The following is a 15248-nucleotide window of genomic DNA, read 5'->3' on the forward strand; positions in this document are numbered from 1 at the left end:
AGGTGTGCATACCCGGTTGTGCACATCACGAACCGATCACGACGTGTTTACATGGGCCCCGCTCGAGCTCGCCCCCGACGGAAGACAGGTGCATGGACCCGCAACATCTCGCCCGGCTCGACGACGACGGAACGGTGTCGCGCAGCGGCAGCGGACCGGTCGGTGGCCCCGCCACCGGCGCGTCGCCCGAGAGCCCCGAGGTGCCGGCGCTGGCGGCCGTGCTGCCCTTCCGTCGCACGCTCGCCCGCCGGTCGCGTCGCCTGCTGGGGGCCACACCGCTGCGCGCGGCCGGGGTCTGCCCGGCGCCGCGACCGGCCGTCGAGGCCGGACCGGCCGGCTCCCCGGCCACTGCCGTTCCGGCCGCCGTGGTCCCGACCGCCGTCGTCCCGGACGCGGACGCGTGGCCGCTGCCGGTGGACACCGACGGCCTGGCGCTGGCCGATGCGTGGCCGCTGCCGGTCGACGTGGACGCGCTGCTGCTCGACGGCGCCGCGACCGAGGCTCCCGAGCAGGGTGCCGCCGCCGATGGGCTGACCCCGGAGCAGGTGGTGGCCGCGGTCGCCGCCGGGGCCCGGCACCGCCGGCCGCCACTGCCGGCCCGCCGTCCCGCGCTCTACCTGGCGGCTGCGCTGATCGGCGCCGCCGGTCTGGCCGTCGCCGCCACCGGCGACCCGGCGCAGGTCGCCCAGGCCGCCGACGCCGAGGAGCCGATCAGCGTCGCCGAGGAGCTGGGCCTGGTGCAGGCCGAGCAGCCCGCGCTCACCGGTGAGGAGGCGACCGACCGGCTGCAGGACATGGTCGCCACCCGTGCCCAGCGTGAGGACGCCCAGGTCGCCGCCGCCCAGGTGCAGGCCGACGCCGACCGGGTCGCCGCGGAGGCCGCCGCTGCCGCGGCCGCCGAGGCGGCCCGCCCCAAGGCGGTGCTGCCCGTGCAGGGCGCCCGGCTCACCAGTGGGTTCGGCTACCGGTGGGGCACGCTGCACGCCGGCATCGACTTCGCCGCCCCGCTGGGCACCCCCGAGTACGCGGCGATGGACGGCGTCGTCGTGCGCGCCGGGGCCGCCAGCGGCTTCGGGCTGGCCGTCTACGTGCAGCACGAGAACGGTGACGTCACCGTCTACGGGCACATGCAGGAGATCCTCGTGGAGGAGGGGCAGACGGTGAAGGCGGGCGACACCATCGCCCTGCTCGGCAACCAGGGCCAGTCCACCGGGCCGCACCTGCACTTCGAGGTGCACGTCGGTGGGATCGACGGCGAGCGGATCGACCCGCTGCCGTGGCTGCGCGAGCGCGGCGTCCAGGTCTGACGCAGCACCTCCGCAGCCCCGGCGCACGTCCGGGCAGGAGCCCGCGAGGTGGTCGTTCCGGCTGGTCCGCGCGGGTGAGATGACTCCCTGACCGGGCGGGTTCCTGGCGGAGCGGGCTGACATGCGGCATCGTGCATGTCAGACCGCGGCCGCCGGCCGCGGGGGAGGGACGTCGATGGGCCACGACCACGCACACGGGCACGGGCACGGGCACGGCACCGTCTCCGCCGCGCACCGCGGCCGGCTGGTCGTCGTCCTCGTGCTCACCGCCAGCGTCTTCGTCGTCGAGCTGGTCGGCGCCCTGCTGTCCGGCTCGCTGGCCCTGCTCGCCGACGCCGCGCACATGGCCACCGACGCCCTCGGCATCGGGATGGCGCTCGGGGCGGTGACGCTCGCCCAGCGACCCGCCCGCGGCCGGCGGACCTTCGGCTGGCAGCGGATCGAGGTGCTCGCCGCGGTGGGCAACGGCCTGCTGCTGCTCCTGGTCGGCGGCTACGTCGTGGTGGAGGCGATCCGCCGGATCGGGGACCCCCCGGACATCCACTCCGGCTGGATGCTCGGCGTCGCGCTGCTCGGCCTGGCCGTCAACGTCGGCTCGCTGAGCCTGTTGCGCGCCGGCCAGGGGGAGTCGCTGAACACCCGCGGCGCCTACCTCGAGGTGGTGGGGGACGCCCTCGGCTCGGTCGCGGTCATCATCGCGGCCGTCGTCATCAGCACCACCGGCTGGACCGGGGCCGACGTCGTCGCCTCGCTCGCCGTCGGCGCCCTGGTGCTCCCGCGGGCCTGGTCACTGCTGCGTGAGGCGCTCGACGTCCTGCTGGAGGCCGCGCCCAAGGGCGTCGACCTGGCCCAGGTGCGCGAACACGTCCTCGAGGTCTCCGGCGTGCTCGACGTGCACGACCTGCACGCGTGGACCATCACCTCGGGGCTGCCGGTGCTCTCCGCGCACGTGGTCGTCACCGACGAGGTGCTGGCCGACGGGCACGGTGGCCGGGTGCTCGACGCGCTCTGCAGCTGCCTGGGCGACCACTTCGACCTGGAGCACTGCACCTTCCAGCTGGAGTCCCCCGGGCACCGCGGGCACGAGTCACCGGTCCACGAATGACGGACGCCCGCCTCCCCGAGGGGAGACGGGCGTCCGTTCGGCCCTGCTGCAGGGGCCCGCGCTGAGCCTGCGAAGCGTGGGGGGCAGCAGGGTCCTCCCTCAGCCGGCGTGCACCACGGCGCCGTCGGCGGGCAGGTCCTCCTTGGTGGCCTTGATCAGCACCGCGGAGACCACCGCGCCCACCACGAGCAGCACCGCGGCCCAGGTGAAGGCGGTCGTGTAGCCCTCGACCTGGGCCGCCAGGCCCACCGCCGGGTCGGCCGGGTCCTGGCCGGCGGCCACGCTGTCGGCGAAGGCCGAGGTGATCGCGTTGACCGACAGCGTCGCGAGCAGTGCCGTGCCGATCGAGGCGCCGACCTGCTGGGTGGCGTTGAGCATCGCGCTGGCTGCGCCCGCGTCGTGCTCACCGGCCCCGATCAGTGCCAGGTTCGACAGCGGCACGAACGTGAAGCCCAGGCCCAGGCCCAGCAGCAGCTGGCCGGGGAAGGCCAGCGACCAGAACGAGCTGTCGACGTCCAGGAACGACATCAGGAACAGTCCCGCCGCGGCCAGCAGGCCACCGGCCACCATCAGCGGCTTGGGCCCGATCCGCGGCACCAGCCCGCTGGCCGCGCCCGCGGAGACCAGCACACCCAGCGTCGTGGGCAGCGAGGCGAAACCGGCGGCCACCGGGGTGTAGCCGAGCACCTGCTGGAAGTAGAGGCTGAGGAAGAAGAAGGCGCCGATCAGCCCGGCGCCCACCAGCGTCGAGGTCAGGTAGGCACCACCGCGGTTGCGGTCCAGGACCAGCCGCATCGGCAGCAGCGGGTTGCGCACCTTCAGCTCCAGGACGACGAACGCCGCCACCAGCAGCACGCCGACGGCGATGAAGGTCAGCGCCGAGGCGTCGGTCCAGCCGCTCTCCCCGTTGCCGGCGTCGGCGTTGGCCTGCGCGGTCTCGGCGACCTGGGTGAAGCCGTAGACGAAGGAGGCCAGCCCCAGGGTGATCAGCACGGCGCCGGGGATGTCGTAGCTGGTCTCACCGGGGGCCTTGCTCTCCGGCACGACCGGGATCGCGGCCACGACGGCGATGATCGCCACCGGCACGTTGACCCAGAAGCACCAGCGCCAGTCGGCGTACTCGGTGAGCACCCCGCCCAGCAGCAGCCCGACGGCGGACCCGCCACCGGCGATCGCGCCGTAGACGGCGAAGGCCTTGGCGCGCTCCTTGGCGTCGGTGAACAGCACGGTCAGCAGGGCCAGCGACGCCGGGGCCAGCAGTGCGCCGAAGGCCCCCTGCAGGGCGCGGGCGGCGAACAGCAGCTCCTCGTTCTGGGCCAGCCCGCCCAGCGCGGAGGCGATGGCGAACCCGACCGCCCCGACCAGGTAGGTGCGCTTGCGGCCCCAGAAGTCGGCGATCCGCCCGCCGAGCAGCAGGAAGCCGCCGAAGGTCAGCGTGTAGGCGGTGACGATCCACTGCTGCGAGGCGGCGGTGACGTCCAGGTCCGCCGAGACCGCCGGCAGCGCGATGTTCACGATGGTCGCGTCCAGGATGACCATCAGCACCGTCACGGCGATGACCGCGAGGGCCAGCCACCGCTTCGGGTAGGGCTCGTCGGCGGGGGAGGTCCCGGCCGGGTCGGGGAGTGGTGCGGTGGTGCTCACGCGTGGGTGTCCTCTGTCGCTCGTCTCCGGTTCGGCCGAGTCGTCGGCCGAAGGAGCAAGTTAGTCGGCTGGGACGATGTCGTCGTGCCCGTTTCCGTGGTGTTCATCTCCGACACCCACGTGCCCAAGCGGGCGCGTGACCTGCCCGGACGACTGTGGTCGGCGATCGAGGCCGCCGACGTCGTGCTGCACGCCGGCGACTGGGTGGACGTCGCCCTGCTGGACGAGCTGGAGCGGCGGGCGCAGCGGCTGGTCGGGGTGTACGGCAACAACGACCACGGGGTGCTCCGCGAGCGGCTGCCGGAGGTCGCCCGGGTGGAGCTGGGCGGGGTGCGGTTCGCCGTCGTCCACGAGACCGGCGATGCCAAGAACCGGGAGCAGCGCTGCGCCGCACGCTTCCCCGATGCCGACGTCCTGGTGTTCGGGCACAGCCACATCCCCTGGGACACCACGGCGGTCACCGGGCTGCGGCTGCTCAACCCCGGCTCGCCCACCGACCGGCGCCGGCAGCCGTTCGCCACCTACCTGACCGCGACCGCCGACGAGGGCCGGCTGTCGGAGGTGACCCTGCACCGCCTGCCGCCGCGCGTGCCCGGCCGATGAGCCTGCCCGCGCTCCCGCCGGCCGCGGTCGCCGTCCTCGCCTGCCCGGTCTGTGGCCAGCAGCTGGGGACGGACCCGGCCGGGCTGCGCTGCGCTGCCGGGCACGCGTTCGACCGGGCGAGGCAGGGGCACGTCACCCTGCTGCCGCCCGGCGGCAGCCCGCACGCCGGTGACTCCGCGGCGATGGTCGGCGACCGGGCCGACTTCCTGGCTGCCGGGCACTACGCCGGGATCACCGCCGCGCTGGCCGACGCCGCCCTGGCCGGCCCGCCGCCGGCCACGCTGCTGGACCTGGGGGGTGGCACCGGGGCGCACCTGGCCGGGGTGCTCGACCGGACCGCGGATGCCGTCGGGGTGGTGCTGGACGCCTCCCGGTACGCCGCCCGACGCGCGGCGCGCGCACACCCGCGGGCGATGGCCGTCGTGGCCGACTCGTGGTCCCGCTGGCCGGTGCGGGACGCCGCGGTCGACCGGGTCCTGGTGGTGTTCGCCCCGCGCAACGGCGCGGAGACCGCCCGGGTGCTGCGACCGGAGGGGCGGCTCGTCGTGGTGACCCCGTCGGCGGACCACCTGGCCGAGCTGGTCGGCCCCCTCGGGCTGCTCACCGTCGACCCGGCCAAGGCCGACCGGCTCGCGGCGGGCCTGGAGCCGCACCTGCGGCCGGTGGCGGCCACCGCACACCGTGCCGAGCTGACGCTGGACCACGCAGCGGTGCGCACCCTGGTCGGCATGGGACCGCACGCGCGGCACCTGGCCGAGGGCGAGCTGGACCGGCGGCTGGCCGAGCTGCCCCAGTCGGTGCGGGTGACGGTGGCGGTGGACGTCGGCACCTGGCAGCGGGGCGGCTGACCGGGCCGGACGCAGCAAGGGCCCGGCCTGGTGGCCGGGCCCTCGTCGAGCGGGTGCGCGCCGGCTGTCGCCGGCGGGTCGTCAGCGGTTGACGCGACGCTGCTTGCCGGTCGCGGCCACGTAGACGGCCAGCACCAGGATCGCGCCGAGGATGGACGCCCACCAGCCGCCGAGGTCGAACTCGAGGCCGTCGCCCTGGATCAGGTTGAAGACCAGGTTGCCGACCACAGACCCGATGAGGCCGAGGACGAGGGTGGCGACGAGGCCGAGGTCCTGCTTGCCGGGGACCACGGCGCGGGCGATCAACCCGGCGACGAAGCCGATGAGGACCGCCAACAGGATTCCGCCGATGCTCATGGGTGACCTCCTGAGGACGACGGCCGAGCCGTCAGGCACTGGTCCGTCCAGTGCAAGATCATCGATGCCCGGGCCTGGCGTGACCAAACACCCGAGACCGCCCGGTCTCGGACGCCTGCGTCACGCGCGCCGCGCTCGACCGTCGCCCCAGCGAGCTCATGACCTGCGGTTCCGTCGGCGGACCACGACCCGCGTGCGGAGCGGTCGCCGGGGCCCGGCGGGGGGTGCCGGCGGGTGAGTGGCGGACGCGCCGCACCGACCCCCGCTCCCGCCGCGTCGGACGTCAGGCGGCGGGCTAAGCTGCGGCCGTGACGATCGCACCTGCCCCGATCGTGAGCCGGCCGAGCCCGGCCCACGAGGCCCAGAAGGGGTCGCGGCTCCTCGGTCTGCTGCGCACCACCGACCACAAGACCATCGGCCTGATGTACACCACGGTGGCCTTCATCTGGTTCTTCGTCGGTGGCTTCATGGCGCTGCTGATGCGCGGTGAGCTGGCCCGCCCGGAGCTGCAGTTCCTGTCGCCGGAGCAGTACAACCAGCTGGTCACGATGCACGGCACGATCATGCTGCTGTTCTTCGCGACGCCGATGTTCTTCGCGTTCGCGAACCTGATCATGCCGCTGCAGCTGGGCGCGCCGGACGTCGCGTTCCCGCGACTGAACGCATTCTCGTTCTGGCTGTTCCTCTTCGGTGGCGCGATCGCCGTCTCCGGTTTCCTGACCCCGGGTGGTGCGGCCGACTTCGGCTGGTACGCCTACACCCCGCTGTCGACCGGGGCGCACAGCCCGGGCGCCGGTGGTGACCTGTGGATCACCGGTCTGGCCGTGAGTGGTCTGGGCACGATCCTCGGTGGCGTCAACTTCATCGCCACGATCGTCTGCCTCCGCGCACCGGGCCTGACGATGTTCCGGATGCCGATCTTCGTCTGGGCATCGCTGGTCACCAGCATCCTGATCCTGCTGGCCTTCCCGATCCTGACCGCCGCGCTCTTCGCGCTGCTGGCCGACCGTCACCTCGGTGCGCAGGTCTACACGCCGGAGAACGGCGGGCCGATGCTGTGGCAGCACCTGTTCTGGTTCTTCGGCCACCCCGAGGTCTACATCATCGCGCTGCCGTTCTTCGGCATCATCAGCGAGGTCATCCCGGTCTTCAGCCGCAAGCCGCTGTTCGGCTACAAGGGCATGATCTTCGCGCTGATCGGCATCACCGCGCTGTCGCTGGCCGTGTGGGCGCACCACATGTTCGCCACCGGCGCGGTCCTGCTGCCGTTCTTCGCCTTCCTGACGTACCTGATCGCCATCCCCACGGGCATCAAGTTCTTCAACTGGATCGGCACGATGTGGCGGGGCCAGATCACCTTCGAGACGCCGATGCTGTTCTCGGTGGGCTTCCTCATCACCTTCCTCCTCGGTGGTCTGACCGGTGTCCTGCTGGCCAGCCCGCCGCTGGACTGGCACGTCAACGACAGCTACTTCGTCGTCGCGCACTTCCACTACGTGGTCTTCGGCACCGTGGTGTTCGCCGCCTACGCCGGCCTGTACTTCTGGTTCCCGAAGATGTGCGGCCGGATGATGGACGAGAAGGTCGGCAAGCTGCACTTCTGGCTGACCTTCATCGGCTTCCACGCGACCTTCCTCATCCAGCACTGGCTGGGCAACGAGGGCATGCCGCGTCGCTACGCCGACTACCTGGACATCGACGCCGGGGGCGCCTTCACCTGGATGCACACGGTGTCCACGATCGGGTCGTTCATCCTCGGCGCCTCGGTGATCCCCTTCGTCTACAACGTGGTCAAGTCGTGGAAGCACGGCCGGCTGGCGCTGCGCGACGACCCGTGGGGTCACGGCAACTCCCTCGAGTGGGCCACCTCCTCCCCGCCGCCGCGGCACAACTTCGTCGAGATCCCGCGGATCCGCTCGGAGCGCCCGGCGTTCGAGCTGCACTACCCGCACCTCAAGGAGCGCCTGGAGATGGAGGCGCACGCCGGCAAGAGCCACCAGCCCTACGCCGGCGAGGCCGGTCTCACCGCCGGGGCCCGTCAGGGCGCCGACGACAAGGACCCGACCTGAGTCCGAACCGCCGCCGCACGCTCCGCGTGGGCCCCTGATCGGGCCGTACGGACGCCCCGCCAGCCACCGGCTGGCGGGGCGTCCGCGTTCCGGGGCCGGGCGGGGGCTCCTCCCGGCCGCGCGACCCGGTCCGGCACGATGACCGCGTGACCGACCGCGCCGCCGCCCCCGCGCCGATCGACCAGCCCGCCGCCGGGGCGGGTGCGTTGCTGACCGTCAGTGGGCCCGACCGGCCCGGCGTGACCGCCGCCCTCTTCGCCGCGCTGCAGGCCGCCGGGCCGGAGCCGGTCGAGGTGCTCGACGTCGAGCAGGTGGTGGTGCACGGCCAGCTGGTGCTCGGTGTGGTGGTGGCCGGCGGCGGTGACCCGCAACTGCTGCCCCGGCTGCACCGCACCGCGGCCGACGTGGCCGCCGCGACCGGCCTGCAGGTGACCGTGGAGGCGGCCACCGCGGCGGAACAGCACCCCGAGCGGACGGTGCGCCACCACGTGATCGTGCTGGGCCGGCCCGTCCCGCCGGCAGCCGTCGCCGGTGCCGCCCGGGCCATCGCCGGGGTCGGCGGCAACATCGAGGCGATCCGGCGGCTGTCGGACTACCCGGTCACCAGCTTCGAGCTCACCGTCTCCGGCGCCGGCTCCACCCAGCTGCGCACCGCGCTGGCGACCGTGGCCGCCGAGACCGGCACCGACGTCGCGGTGGAGCAGGCCGGGCTGACCCGGCGCAGCAAGCGGCTGATCGTGCTGGACGTCGACTCCACCCTGGTGCGCGGTGAGGTGATCGACGAGCTGGCCGCCCGGGCCGGCCGGGCCGCGGAGGTCGCCCGGATCACCGCGGCCGCCATGAACGGCGAGCTGGACTTCGAGGAGTCGCTGCGGGCCCGCGTCGCCGTGCTCGCCGGCCTGCCCGTCGGCGTCCTGGACGAGGTGCGGGAGCACCTGGTGCTCACCCCTGGGGCTCGCACGTTGATCCGCACGCTGCAGCGGCTGGGCTTCCGCTGCGGCATCGTCAGCGGTGGCTTCACCCAGATCACCGACCCGCTCGCCGAGGAGCTGGGGCTGGACTTCGCCGCCGCCAACACGCTGGAGGTCGCCGACGGGAAGCTGACCGGTGGGCTGGTGGGCGAGGTGGTCGACCGGGCGGGGAAGGCCCGGGCACTGGCGCGCTTCGCTGCCGAGCACGGCATCCCGCTGGAGCAGACGGTCGCCGTGGGAGACGGCGCGAACGACCTGGACATGCTGAACGCAGCCGGGCTGGGCATCGCCTTCAACGCCAAGCCGGTGGTGCGGGAGCAGGCGCACGCCGCCCTCAACCAGCCCTACCTGGACGCCGTCCTGCAGGTGCTCGGCTTCACCCGGGACGAGGTGCTCGACGCGGTCTGACCGTCGCGGGCGGCCGGCCGATCAGCTCGGCCGGTGGACCTCGCCGGCCAGCTCCACGCCGGCGGTGCGCAGTTGCTCGAGGGCGGCGGCGGTGGTGGCCTCGGCGACGCCGGCGGTCAGCGGCAGCAGCACCCGGGTGGCGAAGCCGGCGCCGACGGCGTCCAGGGCGGTGGCCCGCACGCAGTGGTCGGTGGCGATGCCCACGACGTCCACGGAGTCGACGTCGTGGGCGCGCAGCCAGTCGGCCAGCCCCTGCCCGTCGAAGGTCCCCTCGAAGCCGGAGTAGGCCGCGGCGTACTCGCCCTTGTCGAAGACCGCCTCGATCGGGCGGCGGTCCAGGTCGGAGTGCAGCTCCACGCCGGACGTGCCGACCACGCAGTGCGCCGGCCAGGTGTCGGTGTAGTCGGGCTGGTCGGCGAAGTGACCGCCCGGGTCGACGTGGTGGTCGCGGGTGGCGACCACGTGGGCGTAGTCGGCGGCGGCGACGTGCGCGCTGATCGCCCGGGCCACGGCTGTCCCCCCGGCCACGGCCAGGCTCCCGCCCTCGCAGAAGTCGTTCTGCACGTCGACCACCAGCAGTGCACGCGTCATGCCCCCATCCTGCCCCGGCCCCGTCCCGGGGCTCGCCCCGAGCCTGTGAGGGGTGGGGACGGGGTCCTCCGTCAGGCGGGGACGGTGTCGATCGCGGCGTCGCCGCGGGACAGCGACCAGGCCTCGGCCGGCAGGGCGGCGCGCGCCTGCTCGTGCACCGTCCGGGCGTCGGCCAGTGCCTCGGCCGGCGTCCGTGGGCGGACCAGCTGGCCGGCGCGGACCAACGGCACGATCAGCTGACGGTCGTGCGCGGCGGGTGCCACGGGGGAGGAGCTGACCACCTCGGCGGTCGCCGTCCCCTGGGCGTCGTGCCGCCGGACGGCGTGCTTGCGGCCGCCCACCGACCGCTTGCCCTCGGAGTTCTTCGCCACCGGCACGCCGTCCCGCTCGACCAGCTTGTAGACCATGCCGACGGTGGGCGACCCGGATCCGGTGACCAGCGAGGTGCCCACGCCGTAGCCGTCGACGGGCGCGGCGGCCAGTGCCGCGATGGCGTACTCGTCCAGGTCGCTGGTCACGATGACCTTGGTCCCGGTGGCGCCCAGGGAGTCGAGCAGCTCGCGGGCCCGGGTGGCCTGGATGGCGAGGTCACCGGAGTCCAGCCGGACGGCGCCGAGCTCGGGTCCGGCCACCTCGACCGCCGTCCGGATGCCCTGCTCGGTGTCGTAGGTGTCGACCAGCAGCGTCGTGCCGGTGCCCAGGGCGTCCAGCTGGGCGCGGAAGGCGGCCGCCTCGTCGTCGTGCAGCAGCGTGAAGGCGTGCGCGCTGGTGCCGGTCGTCGGGATCCCGTAGCGCGCGCCGGCGGCCAGGTTGGAGGTGGCGGTGAACCCGACCAGGGCGGCGGCCCGGGCGGCGGCGACCGCCGCCTCCTCGTGGGTGCGCCGGGAGCCCATCTCGATGCACGGGCGGCCGCACGCGGCGCCGATCATCCGGGCGCCGGCCGCGGCGATCGCGCTGTCGTGGTTGAGGACCGACAGCACCAGGGTCTCCAGCAGGACCGCCTGCCCGAAGGGGGCGCGCACCGTGAGCACCGGGGAGCCGGGGAAGTAGACGTCGCCCTCGGCGTAGCCGTCGATGTCGCCGGTGAACCGGAAGGCCGCCAGGTGGTCCAGCAGCCGTGGGTCGTCGATGCCCTGCGCCCGCACGGCGTCCAGCTCGGCCTCGCCGAACCGGAAGTCGGCCAGCGCCTCCAGGAAGCGGCCGGTGCCGGCCAGCACGCCGTAGCGGCGGCCGTGCGGGAGGCGGCGGGCGAAGACCTCGAAGACGCAGTCACGGTCGGCGGTGCCGTCGGCCAGCGCGGCGGCCAGCATCGTCAGCTCGTACCGGTCGGTGAGCAGCGCGGGGCTGTGCTGGCTCGGCATGGACCAGCACGATAGGTCCCGGCCGAGTGGGCCGCCCGAGGTGGGCGCCTACAGTGATCACGTGGCCGGACCCCTTGCGCCCACCTGGACGCCGGAGACGACGTCGCGGGAGGAGTCCGACCTCGACCGGCCCTGGGTGACCATCGTCTGGGACGACCCGGTCAACCTGATGACGTACGTGACCTTCGTGCTCCAGGAGCTGTTCGGCTACGACGAGCCCACGGCCACGCAGCTGATGCTGCAAGTGCACAACGAGGGCAAGGCGATCGTCAGCTCGGGGCCGCGGGAGCGGATGGAGCACGACACCAACCGGCTGCACGCCTACGGGCTGTGGGCCACCTACCAGCGCGACGCGTGAGCGGGCTCGCGCACGAGGAGGCGGCGTGAAGCCGTTCCGCCGCAAGGGCGAGGAGCTGGTGGCCCGGCTGGTCGACGCGGAGGCCGACATCGTCGGTCTGCTGCTCGACCAGCTGGAGCAGCTGCTGGCCGCTGACCCGGTCGACTCCGGCGGTGACCCGGTGATGGCCCGCCTGCTGCCCCGCGGGCACGCCTCCGACCCGGAGATCGCCGCGGACTACCGGGAGCTCACCGAGGCGGGCCTGCGCAGCGGCAAGGCCGACGACCTGGCTATGGTGCGGGCCACCCTCCCGCCGCACGGCGGGGAGGTGCGGCTGGACGCCGACCAGGCCCGCGCCTGGCTGCGCACGACCAACGACCTGCGGCTGGCGCTGGGCACGCGGCTGGGCATCTCCGCCGACACCGAGCCGCCGGAGGTCGACACCTCCGACGACGCCGACGAGGAGGGTTCCCAGCTGGCGGTGTACTACTGGCTCACCGCCGTGCAGGGGTCCCTCGTCGACGCGCTGGCCGCTGGACGAGGCGGCCGGCGGTGAGCAGCACCAGGATCGCGACGAGCAGGTCGGTGAGGAAGAAGACGTAGACCAGGCTGTGCACCGGCACGTCCTGCACGATCGCCCCGATGCAGGACACCAGGGTGACGGCGGACAGCAGGAGCAGCAGGACCAGCCCGACCAGCCGGCCGAGCACCACCAGGACCAGCTCCATCCGGTCGGCCCGCTGGTCGGTGCTCGCCCGGCCGCTGCGGTGCAGCAACCGGGACGCACCGAGGACCAGCGCCGGAAGCGCGATCAGCACGACACCGACCACCATGAGCACCTCGATCACCACGGTCAGCGACGCTATCGGTCGGACACCCCTCCGACACAATCCGTTGGCACCGTGCTCACCTCGACGGGACGCTGCTCACCCCCGGCGGCACGGCGACCACCCGTTCCGGCGGTCGGATCCGGGGCAGGGACGACGCCGGCGGAGCGCGCTGCCTAGACTGGGCCCGTGCTGCGCATCGACCGCGCGACCTACGACGCCATCGTGGCCCACGCCCGGGAAGACCACCCGGACGAGGCCTGTGGTGTCGTCGCCGGCCCCGAGGGCAGCGACCGCCCCGAGCGCTTCATCCCGATGCTCAACGCGGCCCGCTCGCCGACGTTCTACGAGTTCGACAGCGCGGACCTGCTGAAGCTGTACCGGGAGATGGACGACCGGGACGAGGTCCCCGTGGTCATCTACCACTCGCACACCGCGACCGAGGCCCGCCCCTCGCGCACCGACATCAGCTACGCCTCCGAGCCCGAGGCGCACTACGTGCTGGTGTCCACCCGCGAGCACGGGACGCAGACCGGCCTGGCCGGGGACACCGTGGAGTTCCGCAGCTTCCGGATCGTCGACGGCGAGGTGCGCGAGGAGGACGTCGAGGTCGTCGAGTCCTACCTGTTCGGCCACTCGCCGACCACCGTCGTCTACGACTGAGGAAGTCAAAGGACCCTCCTGACCCCACCCCTCGCGAGCTCGGGGCGGGCCCTGCAGGAGGGCCGACGGAATCGCCGGCTGCGTGCTGGCGTTCCAGCCAGCAGTCGCCATCCCGCGCGCCCGGCGCGCGATCCCCTGTCACCCCGCGAGAAGGAGTTCCTTCGCCATGGCCATCGAGGTCCGCATCCCGACCATCCTGCGCACCCACACCGGCGGCAACAAGACCGTCGAGGGCAACGGCGCCACGCTCGGCGCCCTGGTCGACGACATCGACAGCCAGCACCCCGGGATCAAGAACCGCCTCGTCACCGAGGAGGGCAAGCTGCACCGCTTCGTCAACGTCTACGTCAACGACGAGGACGTGCGCTTCACCGGTGCGCTGGACACCGCCGTCAAGGACGGCGACTCCGTGACGATCCTCCCCGCGGTCGCCGGCGGCTGCTGACCCGGAGCCATCCCGCCCGGCACCGCGACACCTGGAGACCCGTCATGGCCCGCTTCGCCTCCCTCGTCGACTCCCTCGGCGGCACCCCCCTGGTCGGGCTGCCGTCGCTGTCGCCCACCCCGGACGTCCGGCTGTGGGCCAAGCTGGAGGACCACAACCCCACCGGTTCGATCAAGGACCGGGCCGCCATCGCGATGATCGAGGCGGCCGAGAAGGAGGGGCGGCTTTCCCCGGGCAGCACGATCCTGGAGCCCACCAGCGGGAACACCGGGATCTCGCTGGCGATGGTGGCCCGGCAGCGCGGCTACCGGCTGATCTGCGTCATGCCGGAGAACACCTCGATCGAGCGGCGCCAGCTGCTGGAGATGTACGGCGCGCAGATCATCAGCTCGCCGGCGGCCGGTGGCAGCAACCAGGCCGTCGCAGTGGCCAAGGGCCTGGCCGCCGAGCACGAGGACTGGGTGATGCTCTACCAGTACGGCAACCCGGCCAACGCGGAGGCGCACTACACCGGCACCGGCCCGGAGATCCTCGCCGACCTGCCCTCGATCACCCACTTCGTGGCCGGGCTGGGCACCACCGGCACGCTGATGGGCGTCTCCCGGTACCTGCGGGAGAAGAAGCCCGGCGTCCAGGTCATCGCCGCGGAGCCGCGCTACGGCGAGCTGGTCTACGGGCTGCGCAACATCGACGAGGGGTTCATCCCCGAGCTCTACGACCCCGAGCTGCTGGACTCCCGCTTCTCGGTGGGGCCGGACGACGCCATCCACCGCACCCGCCAGCTGGTGGAGCGGGAGGGCATCTTCGCCGGCATCTCGACCGGGGCGATCCTGCACGCGGCGCTCGGCGTCGCCGACAAGGAGGTCGCGGCCGGTCGCAGGGCCGACATCTGCTTCATCGTCTGCGACGGCGGCTGGAAGTACCTGTCCACCGGCGCCTACGCCGGCACGCTGGAGGAGGCGTCCGCCGCCCTGGAGGGCCAGCTGTGGGCGTGACCGACGTCCTGCTGCCCGCCGAGGGTCTGCTGTTCGACAACGACGGCGTGCTGGTCGACTCCGAACCCGCCGTCGTCCGGGCGTGGACCCGGTGGGCGGTCGACTCCGGGCTCGACCCGGACGAGGTGACGGCCGCGGTCCCCGGCCGCCGGGCGGCGGACACGGTGGCGCTGTTCGCGAAGCCCGAGGACGTCGAGGGGGCGGTCGCGCTCGTCACCCGCTACGAGCTGGAGGACGTCGCCGGCACGCTGGCGATCCCCGGCGTCCTGGACCTCGTCGCCCAGCTGGACGCCGTGCCCTGGGCCGTCGTCACCTCCGGCGTGCGCGAGCTCGCCACCGCCCGGCTGCGCGCGGCCGGCGTGCCGGTGCCGCCGGTCGTGGTCACCGCCGAGGACGTCGCCGCCGGCAAGCCCCACCCCGAGCCCTACCTGACCGGAGCCGCCCGACTGGGGCTCGACCCGGGCGCGATGATCGTGCTGGAGGACAGCCCCAGCGGGGTGCGCGCCGGGCTGGCCGCCGGGGCGACGGTGCTGGGGATCGGCCGGACCGCGCTGGACACCGACGCAACGGTCGTCGTCCGGGACCTGGTCGGCGCGCGGTGGACCGGCGAGGGGCTGTTGCTCCCGGACGCCGCGGTGCTCCGCCGGCCCTGACCGCAGCGAGACCAGCGTCTCGTTCGCCGGGACGGCGGACCGTCGGAGGGGGCCGTTAGCCTGG

17 protein-coding genes are annotated in these 15248 nt (G+C 73.6%); 12 read left to right on the forward strand and 5 right to left on the reverse strand.

Features of this window, described 5'->3' with window-relative positions:
- Positions 1 to 92: 92 nt before the first annotated feature.
- Together HLA93_RS20730 and HLA93_RS04540 are read left to right on the forward strand one after the other, a co-directional pair.
- Positions 93 to 1307, forward strand: a complete 1215-nt coding sequence (locus tag HLA93_RS20730) for a M23 family metallopeptidase (RefSeq protein ID WP_246625819.1) — start codon at positions 93 to 95, stop codon at positions 1305 to 1307.
- A 175-nt stretch (positions 1308 to 1482) separates the two neighbouring features.
- Positions 1483 to 2412 (forward strand): cation diffusion facilitator family transporter, encoded by a 930-nt coding sequence (locus HLA93_RS04540; protein ID WP_222193112.1) that lies wholly within the window; start codon positions 1483 to 1485, stop codon positions 2410 to 2412.
- Positions 2413 to 2511: 99 nt separating this feature from the next.
- Here HLA93_RS04540 and HLA93_RS04545 read toward each other — a convergent pair whose 3' ends face one another.
- On the reverse strand, positions 2512 to 4056 hold the full coding sequence (locus tag HLA93_RS04545) for an MFS transporter (protein WP_222193113.1): 1545 nt from the start codon (positions 4054 to 4056) through the stop codon (positions 2512 to 2514).
- Between the two features lie 84 nt (positions 4057 to 4140).
- Here HLA93_RS04545 and HLA93_RS21405 point away from each other — a divergent pair, with 84 nt between their 5' ends.
- A complete protein-coding gene (locus HLA93_RS21405) occupies positions 4141 to 4659 on the forward strand; it encodes a metallophosphoesterase family protein (RefSeq protein WP_222193114.1) in 519 nt (172 codons plus the stop codon).
- Positions 4656 to 5507, forward strand: a complete 852-nt coding sequence (locus HLA93_RS04555; RefSeq protein ID WP_222193115.1) for a putative RNA methyltransferase — start codon at positions 4656 to 4658, stop codon at positions 5505 to 5507. The genes HLA93_RS21405 and HLA93_RS04555 overlap by 4 nt, the downstream gene beginning before the upstream one ends.
- Positions 5508 to 5588: 81 nt before the next feature.
- Here HLA93_RS04555 and HLA93_RS04560 read toward each other — a convergent pair whose 3' ends face one another.
- A complete protein-coding gene (locus tag HLA93_RS04560; protein ID WP_222193116.1) occupies positions 5589 to 5864 on the reverse strand; it encodes a GlsB/YeaQ/YmgE family stress response membrane protein in 276 nt (91 codons plus the stop codon).
- Between the two features lie 308 nt (positions 5865 to 6172).
- On the opposite strand from HLA93_RS04560, the gene ctaD reads away from it, so the two are divergent.
- Together ctaD and serB are read left to right on the forward strand one after the other, a co-directional pair.
- Positions 6173 to 7933: an aa3-type cytochrome oxidase subunit I gene (ctaD, locus tag HLA93_RS04565; protein WP_222193117.1), complete on the forward strand. Its 1761-nt coding sequence runs from the start codon at positions 6173 to 6175 to the stop codon at positions 7931 to 7933.
- Between the two features lie 146 nt (positions 7934 to 8079).
- The gene (gene serB, locus HLA93_RS04570) at positions 8080 to 9312 is read left to right on the forward strand and encodes a phosphoserine phosphatase SerB (RefSeq protein WP_222193118.1); all 1233 of its coding nucleotides are present in this window, start codon (positions 8080 to 8082) and stop codon (positions 9310 to 9312) included.
- Positions 9313 to 9333: 21 nt separating this feature from the next.
- Here serB and HLA93_RS04575 read toward each other — a convergent pair whose 3' ends face one another.
- Both HLA93_RS04575 and HLA93_RS04580 read right to left on the reverse strand, forming a co-directional pair.
- Positions 9334 to 9903 (reverse strand): isochorismatase family protein, encoded by a 570-nt coding sequence (locus tag HLA93_RS04575; protein WP_222193119.1) that lies wholly within the window; start codon positions 9901 to 9903, stop codon positions 9334 to 9336.
- A 71-nt stretch (positions 9904 to 9974) separates the two neighbouring features.
- Positions 9975 to 11264 carry a nicotinate phosphoribosyltransferase gene (locus HLA93_RS04580; protein WP_222193120.1) on the reverse strand — a complete coding sequence of 430 codons (1290 nt, stop codon included), beginning with the start codon at positions 11262 to 11264 and terminating at the stop codon, positions 9975 to 9977.
- Between the two features lie 61 nt (positions 11265 to 11325).
- Between HLA93_RS04580 and clpS the strand changes: the two genes are divergently transcribed.
- Both clpS and HLA93_RS04590 read left to right on the forward strand, forming a co-directional pair.
- Positions 11326 to 11622 (forward strand): ATP-dependent Clp protease adapter ClpS, encoded by a 297-nt coding sequence (gene clpS, locus HLA93_RS21410; protein WP_222193121.1) that lies wholly within the window; start codon positions 11326 to 11328, stop codon positions 11620 to 11622.
- A 25-nt stretch (positions 11623 to 11647) separates the two neighbouring features.
- Positions 11648 to 12157, forward strand: coding sequence for a DUF2017 family protein (locus tag HLA93_RS04590; RefSeq protein ID WP_222193122.1), 510 nt, complete (start codon positions 11648 to 11650; stop codon positions 12155 to 12157).
- On the opposite strand, the gene HLA93_RS04595 is transcribed toward HLA93_RS04590, so the two are convergent.
- The gene (locus tag HLA93_RS04595) at positions 12096 to 12452 is read right to left on the reverse strand and encodes a hypothetical protein (protein WP_222193123.1); all 357 of its coding nucleotides are present in this window, start codon (positions 12450 to 12452) and stop codon (positions 12096 to 12098) included. The genes HLA93_RS04590 and HLA93_RS04595 overlap by 62 nt on opposite strands.
- 165 nt (positions 12453 to 12617) lie before the next feature.
- Here HLA93_RS04595 and HLA93_RS04600 point away from each other — a divergent pair, with 165 nt between their 5' ends.
- The 4 genes from HLA93_RS04600 (at position 12618) to HLA93_RS04615 (ending at position 15184) form a co-directional block, all read left to right on the forward strand.
- The gene (locus HLA93_RS04600) at positions 12618 to 13091 is read left to right on the forward strand and encodes a Mov34/MPN/PAD-1 family protein (protein ID WP_222193124.1); all 474 of its coding nucleotides are present in this window, start codon (positions 12618 to 12620) and stop codon (positions 13089 to 13091) included.
- A gap of 166 nt (positions 13092 to 13257) precedes the next feature.
- Positions 13258 to 13536 (forward strand): MoaD/ThiS family protein, encoded by a 279-nt coding sequence (locus HLA93_RS04605; RefSeq protein WP_222193125.1) that lies wholly within the window; start codon positions 13258 to 13260, stop codon positions 13534 to 13536.
- A gap of 44 nt (positions 13537 to 13580) precedes the next feature.
- A complete protein-coding gene (locus HLA93_RS04610) occupies positions 13581 to 14531 on the forward strand; it encodes a PLP-dependent cysteine synthase family protein (RefSeq protein WP_222193126.1) in 951 nt (316 codons plus the stop codon).
- Positions 14528 to 15184, forward strand: a complete 657-nt coding sequence (locus HLA93_RS04615) for an HAD-IA family hydrolase (RefSeq protein WP_222193127.1) — start codon at positions 14528 to 14530, stop codon at positions 15182 to 15184. The genes HLA93_RS04610 and HLA93_RS04615 overlap by 4 nt, the downstream gene beginning before the upstream one ends.
- The last annotated feature ends 64 nt before the right edge of the window (positions 15185 to 15248 follow it).

Source organism: Modestobacter italicus (assembly GCF_019799965.1).
Classification (GTDB): Bacteria; Actinomycetota; Actinomycetes; order Mycobacteriales; family Geodermatophilaceae; genus Modestobacter; species Modestobacter italicus_A.

Coding starts and splice junctions, on each gene's coding strand:
- HLA93_RS04540 (WP_222193112.1), top strand. CDS start 1,483: ATGGGCCACGACCACGCACACGGGCACGGGCACGGGCACGGCACCGTC.
- HLA93_RS04580 (WP_222193120.1), bottom strand. CDS start 11,264: ATGCCGAGCCAGCACAGCCCCGCGCTGCTCACCGACCGGTACGAGCTG.
- HLA93_RS04605 (WP_222193125.1), top strand. CDS start 13,258: ATGGCCATCGAGGTCCGCATCCCGACCATCCTGCGCACCCACACCGGC.
- HLA93_RS04560 (WP_222193116.1), bottom strand. CDS start 5,864: ATGAGCATCGGCGGAATCCTGTTGGCGGTCCTCATCGGCTTCGTCGCC.
- HLA93_RS04555 (WP_222193115.1), top strand. CDS start 4,656: ATGAGCCTGCCCGCGCTCCCGCCGGCCGCGGTCGCCGTCCTCGCCTGC.
- HLA93_RS04610 (WP_222193126.1), top strand. CDS start 13,581: ATGGCCCGCTTCGCCTCCCTCGTCGACTCCCTCGGCGGCACCCCCCTG.
- HLA93_RS20730 (WP_246625819.1), top strand. CDS start 93: ATGGACCCGCAACATCTCGCCCGGCTCGACGACGACGGAACGGTGTCG.
- HLA93_RS04575 (WP_222193119.1), bottom strand. CDS start 9,903: ATGACGCGTGCACTGCTGGTGGTCGACGTGCAGAACGACTTCTGCGAG.